Source organism: Oscillospiraceae bacterium (assembly GCA_015068525.1).
Lineage (GTDB): Bacteria > Bacillota > Clostridia > UMGS1840 > HGM11507 > SIG450.
Genome location: SVKJ01000017.1, coordinates 1 through 22,682, shown reverse-complemented (window position 1 = coordinate 22,682; position 22,682 = coordinate 1). Strand labels below are relative to the sequence as shown.

The 22,682-nt window shown below is 31.8% G+C and carries 21 protein-coding genes; 15 read left to right on the top strand and 6 right to left on the bottom strand.

The window, feature by feature from the left end; all coding sequences use genetic code 11:
• Window positions 1–3: 3 nt before the first annotated feature.
• The 3 genes from E7419_06360 (at window position 4) to E7419_06350 (ending at window position 3,624) form a co-directional block, all read left to right on the top strand.
• Window positions 4–678 (top strand): 4Fe-4S dicluster domain-containing protein, encoded by a 675-nt coding sequence (locus E7419_06360; protein MBE7014811.1) that lies wholly within the window; start codon window positions 4–6, stop codon window positions 676–678.
• Window positions 679–691: 13 nt separating this feature from the next.
• A complete protein-coding gene (locus E7419_06355; GenBank protein MBE7014810.1) occupies window positions 692–2,296 on the top strand; it encodes an FAD-dependent oxidoreductase in 1,605 nt (534 codons plus the stop codon).
• A 65-nt stretch (window positions 2,297–2,361) separates the two neighbouring features.
• On the top strand, window positions 2,362–3,624 hold the full coding sequence (locus E7419_06350; protein ID MBE7014809.1) for a permease: 1,263 nt from the start codon (window positions 2,362–2,364) through the stop codon (window positions 3,622–3,624).
• A gap of 198 nt (window positions 3,625–3,822) precedes the next feature.
• On the opposite strand, the gene E7419_06345 is transcribed toward E7419_06350, so the two are convergent.
• From E7419_06345 to ychF, 4 genes are all read right to left on the bottom strand, one after another.
• Complete coding sequence (locus tag E7419_06345) at window positions 3,823–5,406, bottom strand: MBL fold metallo-hydrolase (protein MBE7014808.1); 1,584 nt, start codon at window positions 5,404–5,406, stop codon at window positions 3,823–3,825.
• Between the two features lie 159 nt (window positions 5,407–5,565).
• Window positions 5,566–6,564: a GGGtGRT protein gene (locus tag E7419_06340; GenBank protein MBE7014807.1), complete on the bottom strand. Its 999-nt coding sequence runs from the start codon at window positions 6,562–6,564 to the stop codon at window positions 5,566–5,568.
• Between the two features lie 17 nt (window positions 6,565–6,581).
• Complete coding sequence (locus E7419_06335; protein MBE7014806.1) at window positions 6,582–7,277, bottom strand: hypothetical protein; 696 nt, start codon at window positions 7,275–7,277, stop codon at window positions 6,582–6,584.
• 77 nt (window positions 7,278–7,354) lie between these two features.
• A complete protein-coding gene (gene ychF, locus E7419_06330) occupies window positions 7,355–8,449 on the bottom strand; it encodes a redox-regulated ATPase YchF (GenBank protein ID MBE7014805.1) in 1,095 nt (364 codons plus the stop codon).
• A 202-nt stretch (window positions 8,450–8,651) separates the two neighbouring features.
• Between ychF and E7419_06325 the strand changes: the two genes are divergently transcribed.
• The 6 genes from E7419_06325 to E7419_06300 all read left to right on the top strand — a co-directional run bounded on the left by E7419_06325 (window position 8,652) and on the right by E7419_06300 (window position 14,721).
• A complete protein-coding gene (locus E7419_06325; GenBank protein ID MBE7014804.1) occupies window positions 8,652–10,913 on the top strand; it encodes an adenosylcobalamin-dependent ribonucleoside-diphosphate reductase in 2,262 nt (753 codons plus the stop codon).
• A 9-nt stretch (window positions 10,914–10,922) separates the two neighbouring features.
• Entirely contained in the window at window positions 10,923–11,417 is a 495-nt protein-coding gene (locus E7419_06320) for a dUTP diphosphatase (GenBank protein MBE7014803.1), read from the top strand.
• Window positions 11,418–11,420: 3 nt separating this feature from the next.
• On the top strand, window positions 11,421–12,047 hold the full coding sequence (locus E7419_06315; protein MBE7014802.1) for a peptidylprolyl isomerase: 627 nt from the start codon (window positions 11,421–11,423) through the stop codon (window positions 12,045–12,047).
• A 9-nt stretch (window positions 12,048–12,056) separates the two neighbouring features.
• The gene (locus E7419_06310) at window positions 12,057–12,569 is read left to right on the top strand and encodes a peptidylprolyl isomerase (GenBank protein ID MBE7014801.1); all 513 of its coding nucleotides are present in this window, start codon (window positions 12,057–12,059) and stop codon (window positions 12,567–12,569) included.
• An 18-nt stretch (window positions 12,570–12,587) separates the two neighbouring features.
• Window positions 12,588–13,766, top strand: a complete 1,179-nt coding sequence (locus E7419_06305; protein ID MBE7014800.1) for a hypothetical protein — start codon at window positions 12,588–12,590, stop codon at window positions 13,764–13,766.
• A 103-nt stretch (window positions 13,767–13,869) separates the two neighbouring features.
• Window positions 13,870–14,721, top strand: coding sequence for a polysaccharide deacetylase family protein (locus E7419_06300; GenBank protein MBE7014799.1), 852 nt, complete (start codon window positions 13,870–13,872; stop codon window positions 14,719–14,721).
• 90 nt (window positions 14,722–14,811) lie between these two features.
• Here the strand turns inward: E7419_06300 and E7419_06295 are convergent, their stop codons facing one another.
• Both E7419_06295 and E7419_06290 read right to left on the bottom strand, forming a co-directional pair.
• Window positions 14,812–15,969 carry a CCA tRNA nucleotidyltransferase gene (locus E7419_06295; protein MBE7014798.1) on the bottom strand — a complete coding sequence of 386 codons (1,158 nt, stop codon included), beginning with the start codon at window positions 15,967–15,969 and terminating at the stop codon, window positions 14,812–14,814.
• Complete coding sequence (locus tag E7419_06290; GenBank protein MBE7014797.1) at window positions 15,962–17,068, bottom strand: glycosyltransferase; 1,107 nt, start codon at window positions 17,066–17,068, stop codon at window positions 15,962–15,964. The genes E7419_06295 and E7419_06290 overlap by 8 nt, the downstream gene beginning before the upstream one ends.
• Before the next feature lie 183 nt (window positions 17,069–17,251).
• On the opposite strand from E7419_06290, the gene E7419_06285 reads away from it, so the two are divergent.
• From E7419_06285 to E7419_06260, 6 genes are all read left to right on the top strand, one after another.
• On the top strand, window positions 17,252–17,431 hold the full coding sequence (locus tag E7419_06285; protein MBE7014796.1) for a hypothetical protein: 180 nt from the start codon (window positions 17,252–17,254) through the stop codon (window positions 17,429–17,431).
• 242 nt (window positions 17,432–17,673) lie between these two features.
• Window positions 17,674–18,612 (top strand): HlyD family efflux transporter periplasmic adaptor subunit, encoded by a 939-nt coding sequence (locus E7419_06280; GenBank protein MBE7014795.1) that lies wholly within the window; start codon window positions 17,674–17,676, stop codon window positions 18,610–18,612.
• 47 nt (window positions 18,613–18,659) lie between these two features.
• Entirely contained in the window at window positions 18,660–19,835 is a 1,176-nt protein-coding gene (locus E7419_06275) for an FtsX-like permease family protein (GenBank protein MBE7014794.1), read from the top strand.
• A 10-nt stretch (window positions 19,836–19,845) separates the two neighbouring features.
• A complete protein-coding gene (locus E7419_06270) occupies window positions 19,846–20,565 on the top strand; it encodes a hypothetical protein (GenBank protein ID MBE7014793.1) in 720 nt (239 codons plus the stop codon).
• Between the two features lie 24 nt (window positions 20,566–20,589).
• Window positions 20,590–21,240, top strand: a complete 651-nt coding sequence (locus tag E7419_06265) for a hypothetical protein (GenBank protein ID MBE7014792.1) — start codon at window positions 20,590–20,592, stop codon at window positions 21,238–21,240.
• 91 nt (window positions 21,241–21,331) lie between these two features.
• On the top strand, window positions 21,332–22,000 hold the full coding sequence (locus tag E7419_06260; protein MBE7014791.1) for a manganese catalase family protein: 669 nt from the start codon (window positions 21,332–21,334) through the stop codon (window positions 21,998–22,000).
• The last annotated feature ends 682 nt before the right edge of the window (window positions 22,001–22,682 follow it).

Here is a 22,682-nt window from a genome sequence, read left to right as displayed (position 1 = left end):
ATTATGGAAAAATTAGTTAATATATTTCTTTTCGGCAAAAAATATGAAGTGCCTGAAAATTTAACGATAATGACTGCTATGGAATATGCGGGTTACCAGTTAGTAAGAGGTTGTGGTTGCCGTAATGGTTTTTGTGGTGCATGTGCAACAATTTACCGTATAAAAGGGGACAAGGAACTTAAAGCATGTCTTGCTTGTCAGACTAAAGTTGAAGATAATATGTATATTGCAACTTTACCTTTTTTCCCACTTGTTAAGGAAGGATACGATATAGAAAATATTCCTGTAAATGAATCTGTTATGATGCAACTTTATCCTGAAATTTATGCTTGTATAGGCTGTAATGCATGCACAAAGAGTTGTACGCAAGGACTTAATGTTATGCAGTATATCGCTTATGCTCAACGTGGCGAATTTGAGAAATGTGCTGAAGAATCTTTTGACTGTGTAATGTGCGGAGTATGTTCCTCAAGATGTCCTGCAGGGATTTCACATCCTCAGGTTGCAATGCTTGCAAGAAGAATTAACGGAAAATATCTTGCTCCGGGATGCGGTCATTTAGAAGACCGTGTTAAAGAAATTGAAAACGGCGATTTTAAAGAACTTATAGAAGCACTTATGCAAAAGCCTATAGAAGAAATGAAAGAACTTTATAATACGCGTGAAATAGAAAAATAAGGAGGATGAAAATATGTATTCGGAAAAATTTCAAAAATCAATTGCTTTAGTTGAAGCTGCGAGAGAAAAAAATATTGCTTTAGAACCGGATCGTATGACAGCAAAAGAAAAGGAAGACTTACTTGCTGCTTTTCATCCGGACTATAAAATGGACGAATTTGTTACTTTAAAGATTGGTCCTAACAAAGGCGAAAAAGTTCCTACCGAACTTGCAGAAATACTGCAGGCACACAGTCGTATAACAAAAGACAGTGTTGATCTTAATAATCCTGATTATGAAACTGATGTTTTAATAATTGGTGGTGGTGGCGCTGGAACTTCTGCAGCAATTGAAGCAAATGAAGCAGGCGCTGATGTAATGATTGTTACAAAATTAAGAATGGGTGACGCCAATACAATGATGGCAGAAGGTGGTATTCAGGCAGCTGATAAACCAAACGATTCTCCTGCAATCCACTTTGTAGATGCATTTGGCGGCGGTCATTTTGCAGCAAAAAGAGAACTTTTATCCAAACTTGTTTGTGATGCTCCGGAAGCAATTTTATGGCTTAGCAATTTAGGGGTAGAGTTTGATAAAGAAAAAGACGGAACAATGGTAACAACACACGGAGGGGGAACTTCAAGAAAGAGAATGCACGCCGCAAAAGACTATTCAGGTGCTGAAATTATGAGAACTCTTCGTGATGAAGTTTTAAACCGTAATATCCCTGTTGTAGATTTTACATCTGCAATTGAACTTATTCTTGATGAAAATGGAAACGCAGCAGGTGCAGTTCTTATGAATATGGAAACAAAAGAACTTATGGTTGCAAAAGCAAAAACTGTTATTATTGCAACAGGTGGCGCAGGTCGTATGCACTATCAGGGATTTCCAACATCAAATCACTACGGTGCAACTGCTGACGGTCTTGTTTTGGGATATCGTGCAGGTGCAAAACTACTTTATGCCGAAACTTTACAGTATCATCCAACAGGTGTTGCTTATCCTGAACAGATTTTTGGTGCACTCGTTACTGAAAAAGTTCGTTCACTCGGCGCAAAACTTGTAAATGAAAACGGGGAAGTGTTTATGCATCCGTTAGAAACCCGTGATGTTGCTGCGGCATCTATTATCCGAGAATGTTCCGAAAGAGATAATGGCATAGATACTGGCAGTGGTAAAGGAGTTTGGCTTGATACACCAATGATAGAAAAAATTGGTGGAGAAGGTACTATAATGAAAAGAATTCCTGCTATGTGGAGAATGTTTGATAAGTATGGTATCGATATCCGTAAAGAGCCGATTTTAGTATATCCTACACTTCACTATCAGAATGGTGGTCTTGATATTACAGAAGACTGTATGACAACTAATATTGAAAATTTATTTGTAGCAGGGGAAGCCGTTGGAGGAATTCATGGTAAAAACAGACTTATGGGTAACTCTTTACTTGATATTATCGTTTTCGGAAGAAGTGCCGGTAAAAATGCTGCAAAAAAATCAAAAGATGTTAATATAGGTAAATTATCACTTTCACATATCGAGAAGTTTGAAAAAGAAATTAAAGATGCAGGTATTAAAACAAATACTGTATCACCTAAACTTCTTCCTGACTACACAAGAAAGAAAAATATATAATTGACATATTGTGTAAATTATAGTATCATATAGGTTGTGTAAATTTTAAAAAGGGGATTTTAAAAATGACTTTATTAAATGGAATTATATCAATCAGTAATATTTATACATTACTTTTTGTGATTTTTACAGTTCTTCTTTTTGGTTATCTTCTTGGAAGAATAACTATTAAAGGAATATCACTGGGAGATGCAGGCGTATTTATTGTTGCATTAATATTCGGAGCACTTTTCTTTAAAGTTAACGAATCGGGCGATCTTTTGTTTTTAGCGTCAGCTAAACCGTACGATTTTTCTTCAGGTCTTACAATAGTTGAAAGTTTTGGACTTATACTTTTTGTAACATCAGTTGGATTTATCGCAGGTCCTAAATTTTTCGGTAATTTTAAACTGAACTTTAAATCTTATGTTCTTTTAGGTGTGATAATTATTCTTGCAGGTGGACTTTCTGCAGTTTTATGTATTTATTTAGGAGAAGTATTCGGATATGGTGCAACTATTGAAAGTCAGGATGGCTTTGTTGCTATGATTGTTGGTTTACTTTCAGGTTCGCTTACATCTACACCTGCGTTTTCAGCGGCAAAAGCAACAGTTAGCCCTGAATTTACAGGTCTTGTTTCAGTAGGTCACGGTATTGCTTACATATTCGGTGTTGTTGGTGTTGTTCTATTTGTACAGATTGTACCAAAATTACTAAAAGCCAATATGGATGAAGAACGTGCAAAATTAGTTATAAAAGCAGAAACTAATGAAAAGAAATCTATGCTAAAATTATTTGAAATTGACCATATGGGTTTTGCGGGATTTTCACTTGCTGCAATTTTAGGAACAGTTCTCGGGCAGATTAAAATCCCACTTTCTTCTGCAGGTCTTAGTGGTACTTGTTTCTCGCTTACCACAACAGGCGGATGCCTTCTTATGAGTCTTGTTTTAGGACATTTTGGCAGAATAGGACGTATAAGTATTATGCCTTCTCAGAGTACACTTAAACTTTTCAGAGAATTAGGACTTGTTCTTTTCTTAGTTGGAGCTGGTATTCCTGGCGGTGCAGAATTTATAGCAAACTTTGACCCAATGTACTTTGTTTACGGAATAATTATGACAATATTCCCACTTATAATTGGTTTTATATTTGCAAAATATGTATTAAAACTTAGCCTTCTTAATAATCTTGGCTCTATCACAGGTGGTATGACAAGTACTCCTGCACTTGGTACTCTTATCGGTGTTGCAGGAACAGAAGATGTTGCATCAGCATATGCAGCGACATATCCGATTGCACTTATTGCCGTAGTTTTAGTTTCTCAGTTTATTATTATTTTGTTCTAGTAAATAGAAAATTATTTATTAAAAACTAAAAAACTAATGAACTAAAATTTATGTTTGTTTAAAAGAACGTTTTGTGAGTCAATTCACAATAAACATAAATGCACCGTGGAAAAATATTTCTACGGTGCATTTTTAGTTGTAAATAATTATCCTTAATGTTTTGTGTTTTAATTTCTTAAATAATGAAAAAAGATGTCTTTATATATCCTCATCCTGTAATATTTCATAAAACCAGTTGTCAGCACTGTTTACAGAGATTTTTGCATTTCCGGTTTCGTTTGAGAAAAGTGTATTTTCAAGTCGCTTACTTTCAAAATAATAGTTTTCTACACATTTTTTGTAGTACTCAATGTATAAGGTTCTGTGATAAATAAAGCCATTTGGAACATATACAACAGCAGGATTTAAGGTGTTTATAAAAACGGGACTTATATCGCATATAAAATGATGATTAGCATAAAACCAATGACAATTAAGTTCTTTAGTTCTTTTGGCTTTTATCATATCATACATATATCTTTCCTGTGCATATGCATAGTTATCGGCACCGTGGTAATAGCGATACCCGTTATAATCAAGCATAAAGGAAACAGATGTGGCATTTTCGTAGTTATGTTCATTATTTTTAATAAAAGGATAGTTATATATTTCTACACTATCTCCGTTCTCATCAAAGCGACTGTTTAATATATCTATCTTTACATCACCTAAATCCCATATTTTGTGAAGTTCATCATAACAGCAAAGCATAGTTGAATTAAGATAACTGAATTTTTTTAAATAGTTATAACGCATTTCTTTATTGGATTTGAGAAGTTCGTTTGCTTTTTCGGGATCAGGTATTGATATATTATTCTTTTCTATTATCTCATCCTTACATCCATCATGGTCATCGTGAAAATGTGTCAGTAAATAATAGTCCAGCGTAATTGAATTCTTCTTAAACCATGGAAGAAGTTTTTCTCTTGCAGCAGTTTCTGTACCTGAATCAATAAGTAGTTTTTTTCCATTTGGCAGAAAAATTAAGGTAGAGTTAGCACTGCCAACATTAAAGTTTATTATTTGAAGTTTTGTTTCAGGTACGGTATTTTGTATTTCAATTTCTTGTTTTAAAACTTCACCATTTGCTAAGAAAAAATTCAGTGTATGCGTTCCATTGCCAAGTTTATAAATTGTGTTAATATCGGGAAAGACATCAATCATATCATTTCGCAGTGCGTTTGAAGAGGATGTTTCCTTTGTCTGAAAAGGTATATTTTTTCCTTCTGAAGTTTCAATTTTAACAAGTGGTTGCTTATAGTTTTTCAAAAATGTTTTTAATGTCTTTTTTTTGCTTATGAAAAGTAAATCTTTTTTTGGGGATATTTCGTAGTTTAACTTTTCAACTTTGCCTATATTCTTTACAAAAGATATGTAGGTTCCAAGACAATAATTATGTTGAAAGCTAAGTATGTTTTTTCCTTTTTTTAGGTAAAGAGGGAACAATGCTTCGTTTTTGCCATGAGGAATTCCATGAATGAACTTTGTTTCCTCTCCGTCAGGATATGTTACAGTAACACTAAGGAATGCTTCCCAATCCTCATGGGAATATCCTATATTAATTTGATAATAATCATTAGAATCAACTGTTGTTTCTATAGTAATATAATGCTCGGTTGTTTCTAAAAAAAATCCTTTTTCAGTCTGTTGGGCGTTTGTTTCAATAATATTATTCATCATAAGCATCACCTCATTTGATAGTAATTTGTATTGCAAGTATACTATTAAAAAACTGCAAAACATTTTTTACTTATAAAAAAAGATTGGTCAAGTTTTAAAATGAAAAACTTTTTGTTTTTAAAATAGCGTATCTATTAAAAATAATGCGCCGTGGGAAAAAACTCCCTCGGCACATTTTTTGACTTTATCATTTCAATCGCTGAAAGTAAATTTTATAGATATTTACTTTAATGCTTCCTCAACAGCAACTGCAACTGCAACTGATGCACCAACCATTGGGTTGTTACCCATACCGATTAGTCCCATCATTTCTACGTGAGCAGGAACTGAAGATGAACCTGCAAACTGAGCGTCAGAGTGCATTCTTCCCATTGTATCGGTTAAACCGTAAGAAGCAGGGCCTGCAGCCATATTATCTGGGTGAAGTGTTCTTCCTGTACCGCCGCCTGATGCAACAGAGAAGAAGTTTTTACCCATTTCAATTCTTTCTTTTTTATATGTTCCCATAACAGGGTGCTGGAATCTTGTTGGGTTGGTAGAGTTACCTGTAATACCAACGCCTGCATCTTCATGATGAAGTATTGCAACACCTTCTCTTACATCGTCAGCCCCATAGCAGTTAACTTTTGATTTATCGCCGTTAGAGTATGGGATTTTTTCAACTATCTGAAGTTCGCCTGTAGCATAATCATATTTTGTTTTAACGTATGTGAATCCGTTAATTCTTGAAATGATTTGAGCAGCATCTTTACCTAAACCATTTAAGATAACTCTTAATGGTTCTTTTCTTACTTTGTTTGCTGATCTTGCGATACCGATAGCACCTTCAGCAGCAGCAAAAGATTCGTGACCTGCAACGAATGCGAAACATTTTGTTTCTTCACGAAGTAACATAGCAGCAAGATTACCATGTCCTAAACCAACTTTTCTTTGTTCAGCAACTGAACCAGGGATACAGAATGCCTGTAAACCTTCGCCGATTGCTTCAGCAGCATCAGCAGCAACTTTACAATCTTTTTTGATAGCAATAGCAGCACCAAGAGCGTAAGCGTAACATGCATTTTCAAAGCAGATTGGCTGAATATCTTTAACTAATTTTAATACATCGATGCCTTTGTCATTACATAATTTAACAGCATCTTCAATTTTTTCAAATCCGTACTTTTTAAGTACAACATTTATTTTATCTATTCTTCTTTCATATCCTTCAAATAATGGCATAACTTCTCACCTCCTGATTATTCTTTTCTTGGGTCAATATATTTAACCGCATCTTCAAATCTACCATATTTACCTGTTGCTTTTTCCATAGCAGTTTTTGGTTCTTCGCCTGCTTTAATCATATCCATCATTCTGCCGAAGTTGATGAATTCATATCCGATAATTAAATCTTTATCGTCAACAGCAAGTCTTGTGACATAACCTTCTGCCATTTCCAAGTATCTTGGACCTTTTTCAGTTGTAGAATACATTGTACCAACCTGTGAACGAAGACCTTTACCTAAATCTTCAAGACCTGCACCGATTGGTAAACCATTTTCAGAAAAAGCAGTCTGAGTTCTTCCGTAAATTATCTGTAAGAATAACTCTCTCATAGCAGTGTTAATAGCATCACATACAAGGTCAGTATTAACTGCTTCAAGTAATGTTTTACCTGCTAAAATTTCTGCAGCCATAGCAGCAGAGTGGGTCATCCCGGAACAACCGATGGTTTCAACTAATGCTTCTTTGATAATACCATCTTTAACGTTAAGGCTTAATTTACATGCACCTTGTTGAGGAGCACACCAGCCGATACCGTGTGTAAAACCGGAAATATCTTTAATTTCTTTTGCCTGAACCCATTTACCTTCTTCAGGAATAGGAGCAGGACCATGATTAACGCCTTTTGCAAGGCATACCATATTTTGAACTTCATGTGTTAATTCGCTCATGATAATCCTCCTTGATAAATTTTTCACATTATATTATATAATTTTTTTGTTGGCTTGTCTATAGTTTTTTTAAAAAACTACACATTAAATCTGAATAAAACAACATCTCCATCCTGGAAAACATATTCTTTTCCTTCAGAACGTACTAAGCCTTTTTCTTTAGCGGCAGTCATACTTCCACATTCAATTAAGTCAGAGTAGGAGATAACTTCTGCACGGATAAAACCTCTTTCAAAGTCAGAGTGAATTTTACCTGCCGCCTGGGGCGCTTTTGTGCCGATTTTAATAGTCCATGCTCTTACCTCAGGTTCTCCCGCAGTTAAATAACTCATAAGGCCTAAAAGTTTATAACTTGCTTTAATAAGTCTGTCAAGACCTGACTCTGAAATTCCAAGTTCTGATAAAAATTCCTTCTTTTCATCTTCGTCAAGTTCTGCAATCTCTGATTCTATTTTTGCAGAAATAGGCAAAACTAATGAATTTTCTTTACTTGCAATTTCTTCCACTTGTTTAACAAAGTTGTTATTTTCAATACCTTCTATAAAATCATCTTCCGAAACATTTGTTGCATATATAACAGGTTTTGCAGTAATAAGTGCAACTTCTTTTAACATTTCCTTTTCTTCATCGGATAAATCAAGCAATCTTACACAAGTTTCATTTTCAAGTGCTTCTTTGACTTTTAAGAGAGTATCAAGTTCCGCCTGATATTTTTTATCACCTTTTAACATCTTTCTTGTTCTGTCAATTCTTTTTTCTATAATATCAAGGTCAGAAAGCATAAGTTCAATATTTATTGTATCAATATCTCTTTTAGGGTCAATACTTCCTTCAACATGAACAATGTTTGCATCTTCAAAACATCTTACAACGTGAATAATAGCGTCAACTTCTCTTATGTGAGATAAAAATTTATTTCCTAAACCTTCGCCTTTGGAAGCACCTTTTACAAGTCCTGCTATATCAACGAATTCAATTGTTGCGGGAACGGTTTTTTTAGAATTATACATTTTGGTAAGCACATCAAGCCTCTCGTCAGGAACAGTAACTATTCCAACATTAGGGTCAATGGTACAAAACGGATAGTTTGCCGATTCGGCACCTGCTTTTGTTATTGCGTTAAACAGTGTGCTTTTACCAACATTTGGCAAACCAACTATACCGAGTTTCATAAAATAATCATTCCTTTTTTAGTAATATCTTTTATATTATACCTTAAAATTGCATGAATTTCAACTTAAAAAAAATAAAAATAAAAAAAACATTTTTAGTTATTAAAACCTCTTGACATACCACTATATATATTGTATAATTTGATAGAATGTCACATATATTGTGTGTTAACACATCTACATATAGAAAGGAAAGTTAGAAATGGGGAACTATACATTAGAAAACTGGTTTAATACCGACCTTCAAAGAGATATCTGGTATAAGAAATATCAGCATGATGGGGAAAGTTTTGATGAATTTTTTGAACGTGTAAGCGGAGGAAATAAGAAGATAAAAGAATATATGCTTGAGAAAAAATTCTTACCTGGAGGAAGAATTATTGCAAGCAGAGGTCTTAATAAAGATAACAGAAAGATTACTTATTCAAACTGTTATGTTATTACTCCTCCCGAAGATAATATAGAAAGTATATTTGAATGTGCATCAAAACTTGCAAGAACATATTCATATGGCGGTGGATGTGGTATTGATATATCAAAATTGTCTCCTGCCGGTGCTAAAATAAATAATGCCGCAAAGGAAACAACAGGTGGAGTTTCATTTATGAACCTTTATTCTCTTGTAACTGAACTTATCGGTCAGTCGGGAAGAAGAGGTGCACTTATGATTTCTCTTGATTGTTCTCATCCTGATATAGAATCTTTTATTGATATAAAGAACGATCTTGAAAAAGTTACAAAAGCAAATATTTCAATAAGAATAACAGATGACTTTATGGAAGCAGTTAAAACTGATGATTTCTGGACTCTTTCTTTTAGAAGAGAGGAAACAGGCGAACTTATTGAAAAGAAAGTTAAAGCAAGAGATTTGTTTAATAAGTTAGTATATAATAACTGGGATATGGCTGAACCAGGTGCACTTTTCTGGGATAGAATCGAAAACTGGAATTTACTTAGCGAAGACAATAGATTTAAGTTTGCAGGAGTTAATCCATGTGCCGAAGAACCATTGCCTGCAGGCGGAAGTTGTTTGCTTGGAAGTATAAATCTTGCAGCATTTGTTGAAAACGAGTTTGAAGCAAATTCTGAATTTGATTTTGAAGGTTTTTCTGATGCGGTAGAAGAAGCAGTTATATATTTAAATGAAGTTTTGGAAGAAGGGCTTCCTTTACATCCGTTAAAAGAACAAAGAGAAAGTGTTGATAACTGGCGTCAGATTGGTCTTGGAATTATGGGGCTTGGTGATTGTCTTATTAAACTTGGTATAAAATACGGAAGTGAATCTGCACTTGAAATATGCGATAAAATAGGATTTGTTATGGCAGACCGTGCTATACTTACAAGTTCAAAATTAGCAAAAAAATATGGAACATATCCGATGTATGACGAAGAAGCAGTTATGAGTTCACCATATTTTATTGCCAATACATCAAAAGCAACAAAAAAGGCTGTTAAAGAAAACGGATTAAGAAACAGTCAGCTTCTTACAATTGCTCCTACAGGCACTATTTCAACAATGCTTGGAATAAGTGGAGGTATTGAGCCTATTTATAACATTTCTTATGTAAGAAAAACAGAGTCATTACATGGGGAAGACAGATTCTATAAAGTATATACACCTATCGTTTCTTCCCTTATGGAAGTTAAAGAATTAAAAGATGAAGAAGAACTCCCTAATTATGTTGTTACTGCAATGACTTTGGATTATAAAGACAGAATTAATATGCAGTCTATATGGCAAAAGCATATTGATGCATCGATTAGTTCAACAGTTAACGTTCCTGAAAATTTCACAACTTCTGATGTTTTTGATTTATATATCAAAGCATGGGAAAAGGGGCTTAAAGGTGTAACAATATTCAGAGATAATTGCAGAAGAACAGGTATTCTTTTAAATACCGCTCCAACACAATCAAAAGAAGAAAATTTTGAATTTGACTCTGTTAAACCTATAAGCAGAGCAGCGCTTGGTAAAACTTACGGTACAACAACCAAGTATAAAACTGCCTGCGGAAATTTATACGTTACTATAAACAGGGATAAGTCAGGAAATATAGTTGAATCTTTTGTTAATACCTCTAAAAATGGTATTTGTAAATCAAATATTGACGGTCTTAACAGAATGATATCTTTGTGCTTAAGAAGCGGAGTTTTAGTTGATGAAATAATCGACCAGTTAAAAAATATTACTTGTCCTGCTTGCGTAAGATATAAGACCAAAGGGGAATATTTAGACGGTATTTCCTGTCCTGATATTATTGCAAAAGCATTAAAAGAAGAATATACTACAGAATTATTTGTGGGAGGATTTAAAGGCAAAGAGGAAAAAGAAGATGTTGATCAGGTTGCCTTTAATCTGTCAGAAGATATAAATACAATGACTCATTGCCCTGAATGTGGTGAACAATTACGCCATGAAGCAGGATGCGTGCAGTGCGTTTGCGGTTGGTCAAAATGTATGTAGGAGGTTAATATGAAAACGAGAGGCTTTATGGTATGTAAAGGATTTGAAAATGATAATATTTTATTACCCAAAAGAAGTACTAAAAACAGTGCGGGATATGATTTCTCAGCATCCGAAGATATAGTTATAGAATCATTTTTTAAAAAAGCAGTCAAAGCAATAACCAATAAAGAAGAATCTCCCTTAAAACCTACACTTATTAAAACAGGAATAAAAGCATATATGCCGGAAGATGAAGTGTTATATATTTATAACAGGTCATCCAATCCTATGAAAAAAGGAATGGTACTTGCAAATTCTGTAGGTGTTATTGACAGTGATTACTTTGGTAATCCTGACAATGACGGGCATATTATGTTTGCTTTTTATAATTTTTTTCCATTTGATATAACAATTAAAAAAGGGGAAAAAATAGGTCAGGGAATATTCCAGAAATATTTGATAGCAGATGATGATACTGCTGAAGGTGAAAGACTTGGCGGTTACGGAAGTACAGGGAGGTAAAAAATGAAAAGATTAATATTTGTATTTACTTTAATTCTTGCACTTCTTCTTACTGGCTGTGCGAATGTTAAGCAGACATCAGGTGACGGTAATAATTTAAGTAATAACGAACAAGAACTTAAATATCCGTTTGAAATTATAGAGTCAAAAGAAATAATTGAAGCAGAGATTATACTTGATAACGGAAATACAATTAAACTTGATTTGTATCCTGAAATTGCACCGATTACTGTTTCAAACTTTAAATATTTAGCTGATGAAAAGTTTTATGATGGGCTTATTTTCCATAGAGTTATAGAAGGATTTATGATTCAGGGAGGTTGTCCTAACGGTATCGGTAACGGCGGACCGAATTACAGAATTAAAGGCGAATTTTTGGCAAATGGAGTGGAAAACGATTTAGAGCACACAAGAGGGGTTATCTCAATGGCTCGTTCAAGTGCTAATGACTCTGCCGGTTCTCAGTTCTTTATTATGCATAACGATGCTCCGCATCTTGACGGTCAATATGCTGCTTTTGGCAGAGTAACCGAAGGGATTGAGTTTGTTGACGAAATTGCAACTTGCGAAACTGATGCTAACGATAAACCATTAAAAGATATTAAAATTAAAACTATTATTGTAAAGTAGGTTATATATATGAATTATCCATTTGATATACTTGAAACAAAAGAAAAATTAAATTGTAAAATAACTTTAGATAATGAAGAAGTAATTGAACTTGAACTTTATCCCGATATTGCGCCAATTTCAGTTTCAAACTTTAAATATCTTGCATCAAAAGGTTTTTATAACGGGCTTATTTTCCACAGAGTTGTTGAAGGCTTTATGATTCAGGGTGGGTGTCCTGAAGGCAGAGGTACAGGCGGACCGGGTTATCATATTAAAGGCGAATTTTTATCAAACGGAGTAGAAAATAACTTAAAACACGAAAGAGGCGTTATTTCAATGGCACGTGCATTTGATTTTGATTCTGCAGGCTCTCAGTTTTTTATTATGCACAAAGATGCTCCACACCTTGACGGTCAATATGCTGCTTTCGGTAAAGTTATTGATGGAATGGATGTTGTTGATAAAATTGCAAAAGAAAAGGTTGATTTTTCTGACAAACCTTTATGCGATGTTATAATTAAGTCTATAACAGTAGAGTAATTTTGAGGAGAAATAAGTATGGCATATTTTAATTTCAAAGAATATAAAGATAAGTATTATAAAACACTTGTTGATGAGATTATTCCATTTTGGCTAAAGTATTCTAACGATGAATCGGGTGCTATAAACAACTGTCTTAATGAGGATGGAACTTTAGTTTGTAAAGACAGATATATATGGTCACAAGGAAGAGCTTTATGGACATTTTCTGCCATGTATAACAAAGTTGAAAAGAAAAAAGAATATCTTGATAAAGCAACAGGACTATTCAATTATCTTTTAAAAACAGGCAGAGACGAAACAGGTAAATGGATGTATCGCTTTGATGAGTATGGCAATATGCTTGATGACGATATAAGCATTTATGTTGACGGATTTGTTTTAATCGGTATGACTGAATACTACAGAGCAACCAAAGATGAAAGAGCAAAGAAGATTGTTTTTGAAACCTATGAAAATATGGTTTCAAGAATTGAAACTCCTGGTTCTTACCGTGTTGCTCCTTATGTTATCCCTGATGGGATGAAAACTCATGGTGTAAATATGTGTTGTTCTTACTTTTTCTATCAGGCAGGAAAAACTTTTCAAAGACCTGATATGTGTGAAAAAGGATATGAATATGCTTTAGAGGTAATAAATAAATTTTACTCGGAAGAAAAGAATTATCTTGTTGAATTTATAAATGTTGATGGTAAATTTACAAATACCCCCGAAGAAAGAACTTGTGTTCCAGGACATGCTATTGAATGTATGTGGTTTTTAATTACTATATTTGAAGACAGAGGGGAAAAAGAAAATATCTTAAAATGCTGTAAAATTATAAAAAGGCATATTGAGGTTGCTCTTGATAAAGAAAAAGGCGGGTTAATTCTTGCCCTTGATATTTGCGGTATAGAACCTTGCTTCTGGGGTAAACCTACATATAAACCTTGGTGGGTTCAACTCGAAACAATGGTTGCAACTTTATTTGCATATAAGCATACATCTGATGAGTGGTTTTTAGATATCCATAAACTTATTTCTGACTTTTCATATAAACATTATCCGAACGGATACGGAGAGTGGTATAATTGGCTTGATAACGATTGTAAAGTAGGCGAAAGTGCTGCACTTCCTGTTAAAGACCCGTTCCATTTGCCAAGAGCACTTCTTATGATGATTGAGCAGTGCGATATCATAAATTCTTTGAAAATATAATATATTATAGTAAAACCTCACGAAATTCTAACGAATTAAAATTCGAGAATTTTTAAGAACTTTGTTGTGTTAATTCACAATAAAACTTATAAGGAGTTTTATTATGTATATTAAAGCATTTAAAATCAGAAGAAAAATAATAGCGGTTAGTATAGTTATGCTAACCGTTTTAATTTCTTTTATAGCATTTGCTGGTAGTATAAAAACTGATGAAAGGGAAGTTCTTATTTTAATGTATCATCATATTTTAAAAGATACATCATATCACGGTAAATATGTTGTTTCACCATCGCAGTTTGAAGAAGACCTGATGTATTTAAAACAAAACGGCTATGAAACAGTTCTTATAAAAGATTTGATTGATTTTGTTTATTTAAAAAAAGAGTTGCCCCAAAAGTGTGCAGTTTTATCTTTTGACGACGGTCATTTAAGTAATTATCATTATATATTTCCCTTGATTAAAAAAACAAATGATAAAATTGTTATATCGGTTGTTGGAGAATATACTGATAATGCAACCAATACAGAGGATAGAAATGTTGCATATTCATACTTAAAATGGGAAGATATAAAGGAATTAGACGAATCAGGGCTTGTTGAAATAGCAAATCATACTTATAATTTTCATAATAAAAATAAAAGAATGGGAATTGGAAGTGTTACAGGGGAAACCAAAGAGGAATATACTAAAATAATAAATGATGATTTAGAAAAACTTAATAAAAAAATAAAAGATATAACAGGAAAGGAACCTTTCACGTTTACATATCCTTTCGGGAAAGTGGTTGAAAATTCTTATGATGTTATAAAAAAGATTGGTTTTAAAGCCTCATTATCCTGTGAAGAGGGAATAAATATTATAAGAGAAAACGATAAAGAATGTTTATATATGTTAAAAAGATATAACAGACCTGCAGGAATATCAACAAAAGAATTCTTTAAAAATATAATGTAATATATATGATATAAAAAGAGATCCTTCACTGCGTTCAGGACGACACAATGTCTGTCATTCTGAGGCGCAGCCGAAGAATCTCTTATCTTTTTAAAAGAACTCTTTTATGGCAATATCAATCAAATTATCTTTGGTATTTAGCGAATTATCTTCTATTACTTTGTCAAGTAAATAATTTAATATAAAACTTATTCTTTCTTTTTTAATGTTCATTTTTAGTAAATCGTTTCCGTTTATTTTTAAACTTGTTAGTAAATAACATTCATTATTATCAATTATTTCATTGTAAAGCGATATAAATTTACAATTATCAAAACCAAGTGCCTTGCGGACTTCAAAGATTTCATCCATAATGTTTTCACATCTTAAAGACTTAAGCATTCTTTTTACTGAAAGTTTATCATCTAATGAAAATTCAAAAGATTCAAGTATTTTTCTTATATTAGATTTGGTTTTGTTCGAACATTTCAAAGTGTTAAGTATATATTCATAAGAGTCTTTTTTATAGGTTAAAACAGAAATAACCGTTTCAAAATTTTTAATATTTAATTTTTTAAGGTTTTCTATATTTTCATTTATTTCAAAATTAAAAGTGTTAAAAAAGCCTGTTTCTTTTAATAATTTTACTGAATTAAAAGGGGAGTAAGCAAACATTTTTTTAAGTTCATCGTAAATTCTTTCTTTTGAAATGTTTTTTACAAGATGCATTAAATCTTTCATCGCATTAAAGGTTTTTTCTTCTATTTTAAAATCAAATTTAGCACAAAATCTTATTCCTCTTAAAATTCTTAGTGCGTCCTCACAAAATCTCTCGTAAGGGTCGTTAACAGTTCTTATAATTTTATTTTCAATATCACTTTTACCATTAAAAAAGTCTATAAAGCCCTCTTTGTCGTTATATGCAATTGAATTTATTGTAAAATCCCGTCTTTTAACATCTTCAAAAAGCGAATCTGAAAATATAACATCTTTCGGTCTTCGAAAATCGGTATAAATTCCATCTATTCTGAAAGTTGTAACTTCGTATATATTATTATCTATCATTACACTTACAGTCCCGTGCTTTAATCCAGTCGGAATAGTTTTTGGGAATATTTCTATTATCTCTTCGGGTTTTGCAGAAGTTGTTATATCATAATCATAAGGGATATTATTCATTATAATATCCCTTACACATCCTCCAACCATATAAGCAAGATGACCGTTTTCATTTAATTTTTCAATAATTAGTTTTGCTCCGTTAATCATTTTTAATTTCTTCTATAAATTCAATAAGGGTTTTTGATGCTTCAGGCTTTCTTATTAAATCAATAGCATTCTCCATTGTTTGAAGTTTTTTAGGACTTGTTAAAATTTGTGCAACTACTTCTTCTATAGGATATGTTTTAGAATTTGTCATTGCAACGCCCATATTTATTAAAAACTCTCTGTTTCTCGCTTCGTGCCCCGGAATTGGATTGGTAAGAATCATAGGGATTTTTTTAGCAAGTGCTTCTGAAACAGTAAGACCTCCGGGCTTTGTAATAATGATATCACATGCATCCATATATATATCTACTTTATCAGAAAAACCGATGTTATATACTTTTTTAGGAAAAGTATGAGAGTCAATTTTTTTCTTGGTGGATTTATTATTTCCGCAAATAGATACTATCTGAAAATCATAAGGAAGTTTAGAGATTGCTTCAAGTTGCTTGAACATATTTCCATATCCCATAGAACCGCTCATCATTAAAATGGTAGGTTTATTATCTATGCCTACAAGCTCTCTTGCCAATTTCTTATCAAGTTTTTTATTGAATTTTGAATCAATAGGAATACCAAAAGGAAGTATTTTTTCTTCGGGAATTCCTTTTGAAACAGTCTGATATGTAAGGTATTCATTAGGTAAAACATAATAATCAATATTTGTTTCATTCCAGAAAGGATGCAGAGTATAGTCAGTAACGATGCCGAAAGTGAGAGCGTCAATCCCTTCTTTTTTAATATCTGATACAAATATAGCAGAGAAAACATGAGTGCAGATAATAGCATCTGGTTTAAAATCTTTGATAAATTTAATTATTTTTTTGGAAAGAATGGTAGTTGTAATATTCTGTCCTGAAATCAAAGAGTCATTTGTATCTTTGTTTTCAATAAGAGAATATACCTTGCCGTATGCTTTTGGCGAAAGAGATGTAGAAAGTAAATAAGCCTTATTAACTGTATCTTTTAAAAGTGGATTTATGTATTCTAAAGAATCAAGAATTAACGCATTGTGACCTTTAGCCGTTGCATAATTATATATTGACTTTGCAGTTTGGTTGTGACCATGTCCTGCAGTAACTGTAAGAATTAAAATATTCATAATGTTCACCTTTTTAAATGTTATTTACTTTATTAAACCACATTTTTTTTGTAAAGTCAAATTGTAACACTTTAAAATATTTAACATAGATTATTATTGAATGATGACAAAGAAAAGGAATTACATATATTTTCCTTTTCAAAGTAATTTAATTTATTATATATTTTAAAAGGAGTGAAGTATATGTCATTACTAAGAGGTAATAATGATACATGGATATGGGTGATTATACTGTTTATCATTCTTGTTTGTTCATGTAATGATCAAAACGGTAATAATTGCTGTGCTGATGAATGTGGTTGCAATCAAGGAAATAAGTATGATTGCGAATGTCATAAAGAATGTAATTGTTGTTTAAGATAACAGGAGGTTTTATTATGTATAATAATTGTGGATTTAATCTTTGTGGAAAAAATAATGATAGTTTATGGATTATCTTAATCATTGTTGCTATCTGGTTATTATGCTTTAACGATAATGGTAATAATAACGATTGTTGCTGTTAATAGTATATTTGGGGATGTTAAAACTAACATCCCTTTTATTCATATTTTTTTTGTATATTAATATAATATTTTAGGAAATATAAAAACGAGGTGAACCAGATGAAAAAAACTGTTATTACTTTTATTTTTACATTTACAATATTATCGGGAATAATGTTTGCTGACTACTTGGTAAATAATAATTTCATAATGGTAAAAACCGAACCTGTTTTGTCAAAAGAAATGAATAAGTATATAAATGCAACAGGAATTTGCCAGGAGCAGAATAAGCGGGAAATAAGAGTTGATTTGCCTTTATATGTTGACAAAATTTATGTTAATGTAGGAGACAAAATCCAAAGAGGGCAAAAAGTATTAAAATTAAATAAAGAAAGTTTTGAAAACAGACTTGAACTTCAAAGTGTTACTGTAAGTTCAGTAAATAATGATAACTTGATTGCAAAAATAAATAACTTTAATGAAGAAATTACAAGTCCCATAAATGGAGTTGTAACAAAACTTAATGTGTGTGAAGGTGCCGAAATAAACATATCAACACCTGTTATGGTAATATCAGATTTAGATAACCTTGTTATAAAAGCATCTGTTCCTGAAAATATTATAAGTGATATTTACGTTGGACAGACAGTACTTATATCCAATGATTCTCTTTATAATAAAGTAAAAGGAGAAGTTATTAAAATTCATCCTGTAGGCGAAAAAAAAGATATGTTTAGTTCTCAGAGTTTTATAACAGTAGATGTAATAGCAAATGATTACGAAAGTATTCGCCCTGAAACTACATTAAACCTTGAATTTTTAAAAAATGAGAAAAAGAAAAATATAATAATACCGTTTGATGCTGTAATGTTTGATGAGGAAAATCCTTATGTTTTTATAGATAATCTTGGTTACGCTGTAAAAAGATATGTTAATTTAGGGGAAGAATATGACATTGAGGTTGAAGTATTAAGTGGTATAAAAGAAGGGGACAAACTTATTTTAAATCCTAAAATAAACAAGATAAAAGAAGGGGATAAAATCCTTAAGATTGAATAGATATCTAAAACTTATGTTAATATTGATATAATAAGCGAGGAATTTTGATGTTTTTTTATGATTATTTAAGGTTTTCTTTTAAAGGGCTTTTTTCTAAAAAAGCAAGATTTTTTTTAACAGTATTAAGTATATTTGTCGGTGTCGTTTCAATAATTGTCATTTCGTCAATAGGAAGTTCGGGGCAAAATGCGATTAATATGGAACTTGAAAATCTGGGACTTAATGGGACAAGCATTAAATCAAAAAAATACAATCTGACTACAAAAGATGTAGAAAATGTTAAAGAGTATCTTGGAAGCAAGTACCTTGTTTCATCAATGTCAAAAGAGATTGCCACAGGAATATATCAAAGTAAAGAATTAAATCTTTTTTTGTGCGGAGGGGAAACCGATGCGCTTGATATTTTAAATATGGAAATTGTTTACGGCAGAGGTATTCGGGATAAAGATGTCAAAGAAAACAGAAAAAATCTTATATTATCTAAAAATAATTCAAAAAAAATATTTGGGAAAGAGAATTCAGTTGGTGAAAAAATTACAATATTAACACCTTTTTCGCAAAACGAATTTACCGTTGTAGGAATAGTTGATAACAGTAATATTTACGATATGGTAAGTGAAAACATACCGCCTTTTTTGTATGTGCCGTCAAGCGCTTTTTTAGAAATGTTTAAATCAGAATTTGTAGGGGAAATATCAGTTCTTAGTAAAAACGAAGAAGATGTGAGCGTCGTGTCGGAAAATGTTATAACATATATGGAAAAAGAAAATGACGGAAAGAATATTTTCTATTTTGAGAATATGAACAGTTATAAGAAAAGCATTTCAAATGTTGTGGGAATTGTTGCTCTTATAATTACTCTCATTGGAGCAGTGTCGCTTGTTGTAGGCGGAATTTCAGTTATGAATACAATGCTTATATCGGTTAATGAAAGAAAAAGAGAGATTGGTTTAAAAAAGGCACTTGGCTCTACCAATGGTTCAATAATGTTTGAATTTCTTATAGAAACATTGATTATTGTCCTGATATCCTGTATAATGGGAATAGGTTTAGGTTTGGGAATTTCATATCTTCTTATGAAAAGTTATGGAATAAAACTTATTATCGATTTTAAAAATCTGATTCTTGCAGTAGTTTTTTCTCTTTTTATCGGAGTTGTTTTTGGAGTATATCCTGCCTTAAAAGCATCCAGACTTAATCCTGTCGAAAGTTTAAAAGGTTAGGAAGTTTGTGATGAATGTAATAAAAAAACCGCATTTACCCGATTATGATGTATCTTTATTTGTTTGTGACAATGTTTTGAATTCAGGCAGTAATTTTCTGCCTTCTTTTACATTGTCTGATGTGCTTTTTGGAATAAATTCTCATCCCGATATGTCGGTTTGTCCTTTGTTTGACGGAGATGTTATTGTTGCAAAAGAAGGATATTGCTATTATAAAAAAATTCTTCCCGAAAGTCTTAATATAATAAAAGGGGAAAATGATTTGAAAAAAGAATACCCTTTTGATATAGCACTAAATGCTGTAATCATAGATGGTAAACTTTTTCATAATCTTAAATATACTGATAAGGCTTTATTAAAATATTGCCAAAATAAAAATATTGAATTTGTAAATGTTAAGCAGGGATATACAAAATGTTCAACCCTTATAGTAGATGAAAAAAGTGTTATAACCAGTGATAAAAAACTAAATGAAATTTATTTAAAAAACGGGCTTGATTCTCTTTTTGTATCAAATGACGATATTTTAATAAATAATTTTGAGTATGGTTTTATCGGTGGATGCGGAGGAAAAATATCAAAAGATACTATAGGATTTTTCGGAGATATAACAAAGCATAAAGACTATTTGAAAATTAAAGAGTTTTTAACTAAAAGAAATATAAAACATAAAATGATATTAAATGGACCTCTCTTTGACTATGGAAGTTTAATCCCTCTTTGTACATAAAAGATTATAAGGGAGGGTGAAAGGATGCCCGATATTGAGGTTTCCTTAAGTAATATAGACGATATTTCAAATGATATTACAAGATATTTTCTAAAGAACACAAATGATGAGATTTTATATAAAATTGCCTCTGAATATGAAGTTTCGAATGTAAATGATTTTAAAAATTTTTTAGAAGATAAAATCAGTGATTATTGTAATTTAAAAGAATATATATTTTCATTAGTAAATGAAAATATAAAATACTTTGAAAAAATAAATATTGATGGATTTTTAAAATTCAGGTTATGGAAATATACTGATTACTTACGAAGAATATCAAAAGAAATTTATATTGAATATCTAAGTTTCGAAAAATATGAAAAAATGATTTCTCTTATGAAAGTTATCATAAAAAATGCTGATCCTATTGTGTTTCATCTTCATATTGAAGTAAATAATAAAAACTTTTTTGAAATATATGATGATTTTTATAACGATATTACAGGTATATGTGTAAACGAGTTTGTTGAAGAATATAAAGATTATAACTATACTGCAAGTGATTTTTTGATAAGTACAGTATTAAATCTTACTCCCAAAGTAATAACTCTGTATAACTCGGACAGAATAAAAAATAAAGACTTTTTAAACACTTTAAAAAAACTCTATGAAAATAATTTAATAATTTCATAAAAAAATATCGATAAATTATCGGTATTTTTTTTGTATAAATAAAACTCTTTTATTGAATACTAAAATAAAAATAAAAAAAGAGGTATTATTTATGTTTAAACACGAAAAAATGTTATTTCATCCGGTTGGGGTAGAAAAGCCAAACCCTCAGTATGCAGCACTCTTGCAAGAACAGTTAGGCGGAGGGAACGGAGAAATGAAAGCGGCAATGCAGTATATGTCTCAAAGTTTCAGGATTAAAGACCCTGAAATTAAGGATTTATTTTTAGATATTGCGGCTGAAGAATTAGGGCATATGGAAATGATTGCACAAACTATAAACCTTTTGAACGGGCATGATGTAGATGCAAGTAAAGTTCCTGCGGGCGAAATTCAAACCCATGTGCAGTTAGGGCTTAATCCGGGACTTGTAAATGCATCTGGATATTCATGGACAGGGGACTATGTAACCGTAACAGGAGATTTATGTGCAGATTTGCTTTCAAATATAGCATCTGAGCAAAGAGCAAAGGTTGTTTATGAATACTTGTACAGACAAATAGATGATAAAAAAGTGAAAGAAACAATTGATTTTCTGTTAAACCGTGAAGAAGCACATAATCAGATGTTCCGTGATGCTTTTAATAAAGTTCAGGATACAGGCTCAAACCGTGATTTCGGAACTACGAAAGCGGCAAGAATGTATTTTAGTATGTCTGAACCATCCCCAAACTTAAAAGATAACAAAGAAGTCGATACTAAGAAACCATCTTTTAATTAAATTTTTATGTTAAACGAGGCAATACTTTTTAAAGCATTGCCTTTTTTTCTTTTGCGTGATATAATGAGTTTGCAAAGCAAACTCAATGAATTGCCTTCGGCATGAATTGAAATCAAAGATTTCGTGAATTGAGTCTGAGACTCACGAATTGCACCTTTCGGTGCATTAAAGGCAATTCAATTCATGGAGCAGAGCGAGAAATCATGTGTGAAATACAATTCATGACAACAAAGTTGTCAATTCATTTAAATAGACTGGCATCAAGATTATACAGTCTTTATAAACTTTGATATACAAGGGACAAAAAAGACTTCTCCTCAATGAGAAGTCTTTGGAAAGGCATTTTAATTGTATGAATTTATCGGCGGTTTTTAAAACCGCCGATAAAAAACCGCCGATAAAAAGTGTAGATAACTATTAATTTTTTAGCCCCCAACTTGAAAAAAACATAAAATAAATACTTAAAGATAAATAATATATGAGGTGAGTGCGTAATGAAGAAGCGTTTAAGTTTTGTTTTGGTGTGTTTGCTTCTGTTCATGTGCGGATGTTCGGACACAGCAAAGAAGAATATTAACCCTCAAGAAATGCTTGAACAATATCTTGATAATATTGAAAAATTTGACATCCCTATACGAGAATTCGGCGAGCCAACAAATTACATTGATATGACGGAGGAGAT

Coding starts and splice junctions, on each gene's coding strand:
- E7419_06360 (MBE7014811.1), top strand. CDS start 4: ATGGAAAAATTAGTTAATATATTTCTTTTCGGCAAAAAATATGAAGTG.
- E7419_06355 (MBE7014810.1), top strand. CDS start 692: ATGTATTCGGAAAAATTTCAAAAATCAATTGCTTTAGTTGAAGCTGCG.
- E7419_06350 (MBE7014809.1), top strand. CDS start 2,362: ATGACTTTATTAAATGGAATTATATCAATCAGTAATATTTATACATTA.
- E7419_06345 (MBE7014808.1), bottom strand. CDS start 5,406: ATGTTTTGCAGTTTTTTAATAGTATACTTGCAATACAAATTACTATCA.
- E7419_06340 (MBE7014807.1), bottom strand. CDS start 6,564: ATGCCATTATTTGAAGGATATGAAAGAAGAATAGATAAAATAAATGTT.
- E7419_06335 (MBE7014806.1), bottom strand. CDS start 7,277: ATGAGCGAATTAACACATGAAGTTCAAAATATGGTATGCCTTGCAAAA.
- ychF (MBE7014805.1), bottom strand. CDS start 8,449: ATGAAACTCGGTATAGTTGGTTTGCCAAATGTTGGTAAAAGCACACTG.
- E7419_06325 (MBE7014804.1), top strand. CDS start 8,652: ATGGGGAACTATACATTAGAAAACTGGTTTAATACCGACCTTCAAAGA.
- E7419_06320 (MBE7014803.1), top strand. CDS start 10,923: ATGAAAACGAGAGGCTTTATGGTATGTAAAGGATTTGAAAATGATAAT.
- E7419_06315 (MBE7014802.1), top strand. CDS start 11,421: ATGAAAAGATTAATATTTGTATTTACTTTAATTCTTGCACTTCTTCTT.
- E7419_06310 (MBE7014801.1), top strand. CDS start 12,057: ATGAATTATCCATTTGATATACTTGAAACAAAAGAAAAATTAAATTGT.
- E7419_06305 (MBE7014800.1), top strand. CDS start 12,588: ATGGCATATTTTAATTTCAAAGAATATAAAGATAAGTATTATAAAACA.
- E7419_06300 (MBE7014799.1), top strand. CDS start 13,870: ATGTATATTAAAGCATTTAAAATCAGAAGAAAAATAATAGCGGTTAGT.
- E7419_06295 (MBE7014798.1), bottom strand. CDS start 15,969: ATGATTAACGGAGCAAAACTAATTATTGAAAAATTAAATGAAAACGGT.
- E7419_06290 (MBE7014797.1), bottom strand. CDS start 17,068: ATGAATATTTTAATTCTTACAGTTACTGCAGGACATGGTCACAACCAA.
- E7419_06285 (MBE7014796.1), top strand. CDS start 17,252: ATGTCATTACTAAGAGGTAATAATGATACATGGATATGGGTGATTATA.
- E7419_06280 (MBE7014795.1), top strand. CDS start 17,674: ATGAAAAAAACTGTTATTACTTTTATTTTTACATTTACAATATTATCG.
- E7419_06275 (MBE7014794.1), top strand. CDS start 18,660: ATGTTTTTTTATGATTATTTAAGGTTTTCTTTTAAAGGGCTTTTTTCT.
- E7419_06270 (MBE7014793.1), top strand. CDS start 19,846: ATGAATGTAATAAAAAAACCGCATTTACCCGATTATGATGTATCTTTA.
- E7419_06265 (MBE7014792.1), top strand. CDS start 20,590: ATGCCCGATATTGAGGTTTCCTTAAGTAATATAGACGATATTTCAAAT.
- E7419_06260 (MBE7014791.1), top strand. CDS start 21,332: ATGTTTAAACACGAAAAAATGTTATTTCATCCGGTTGGGGTAGAAAAG.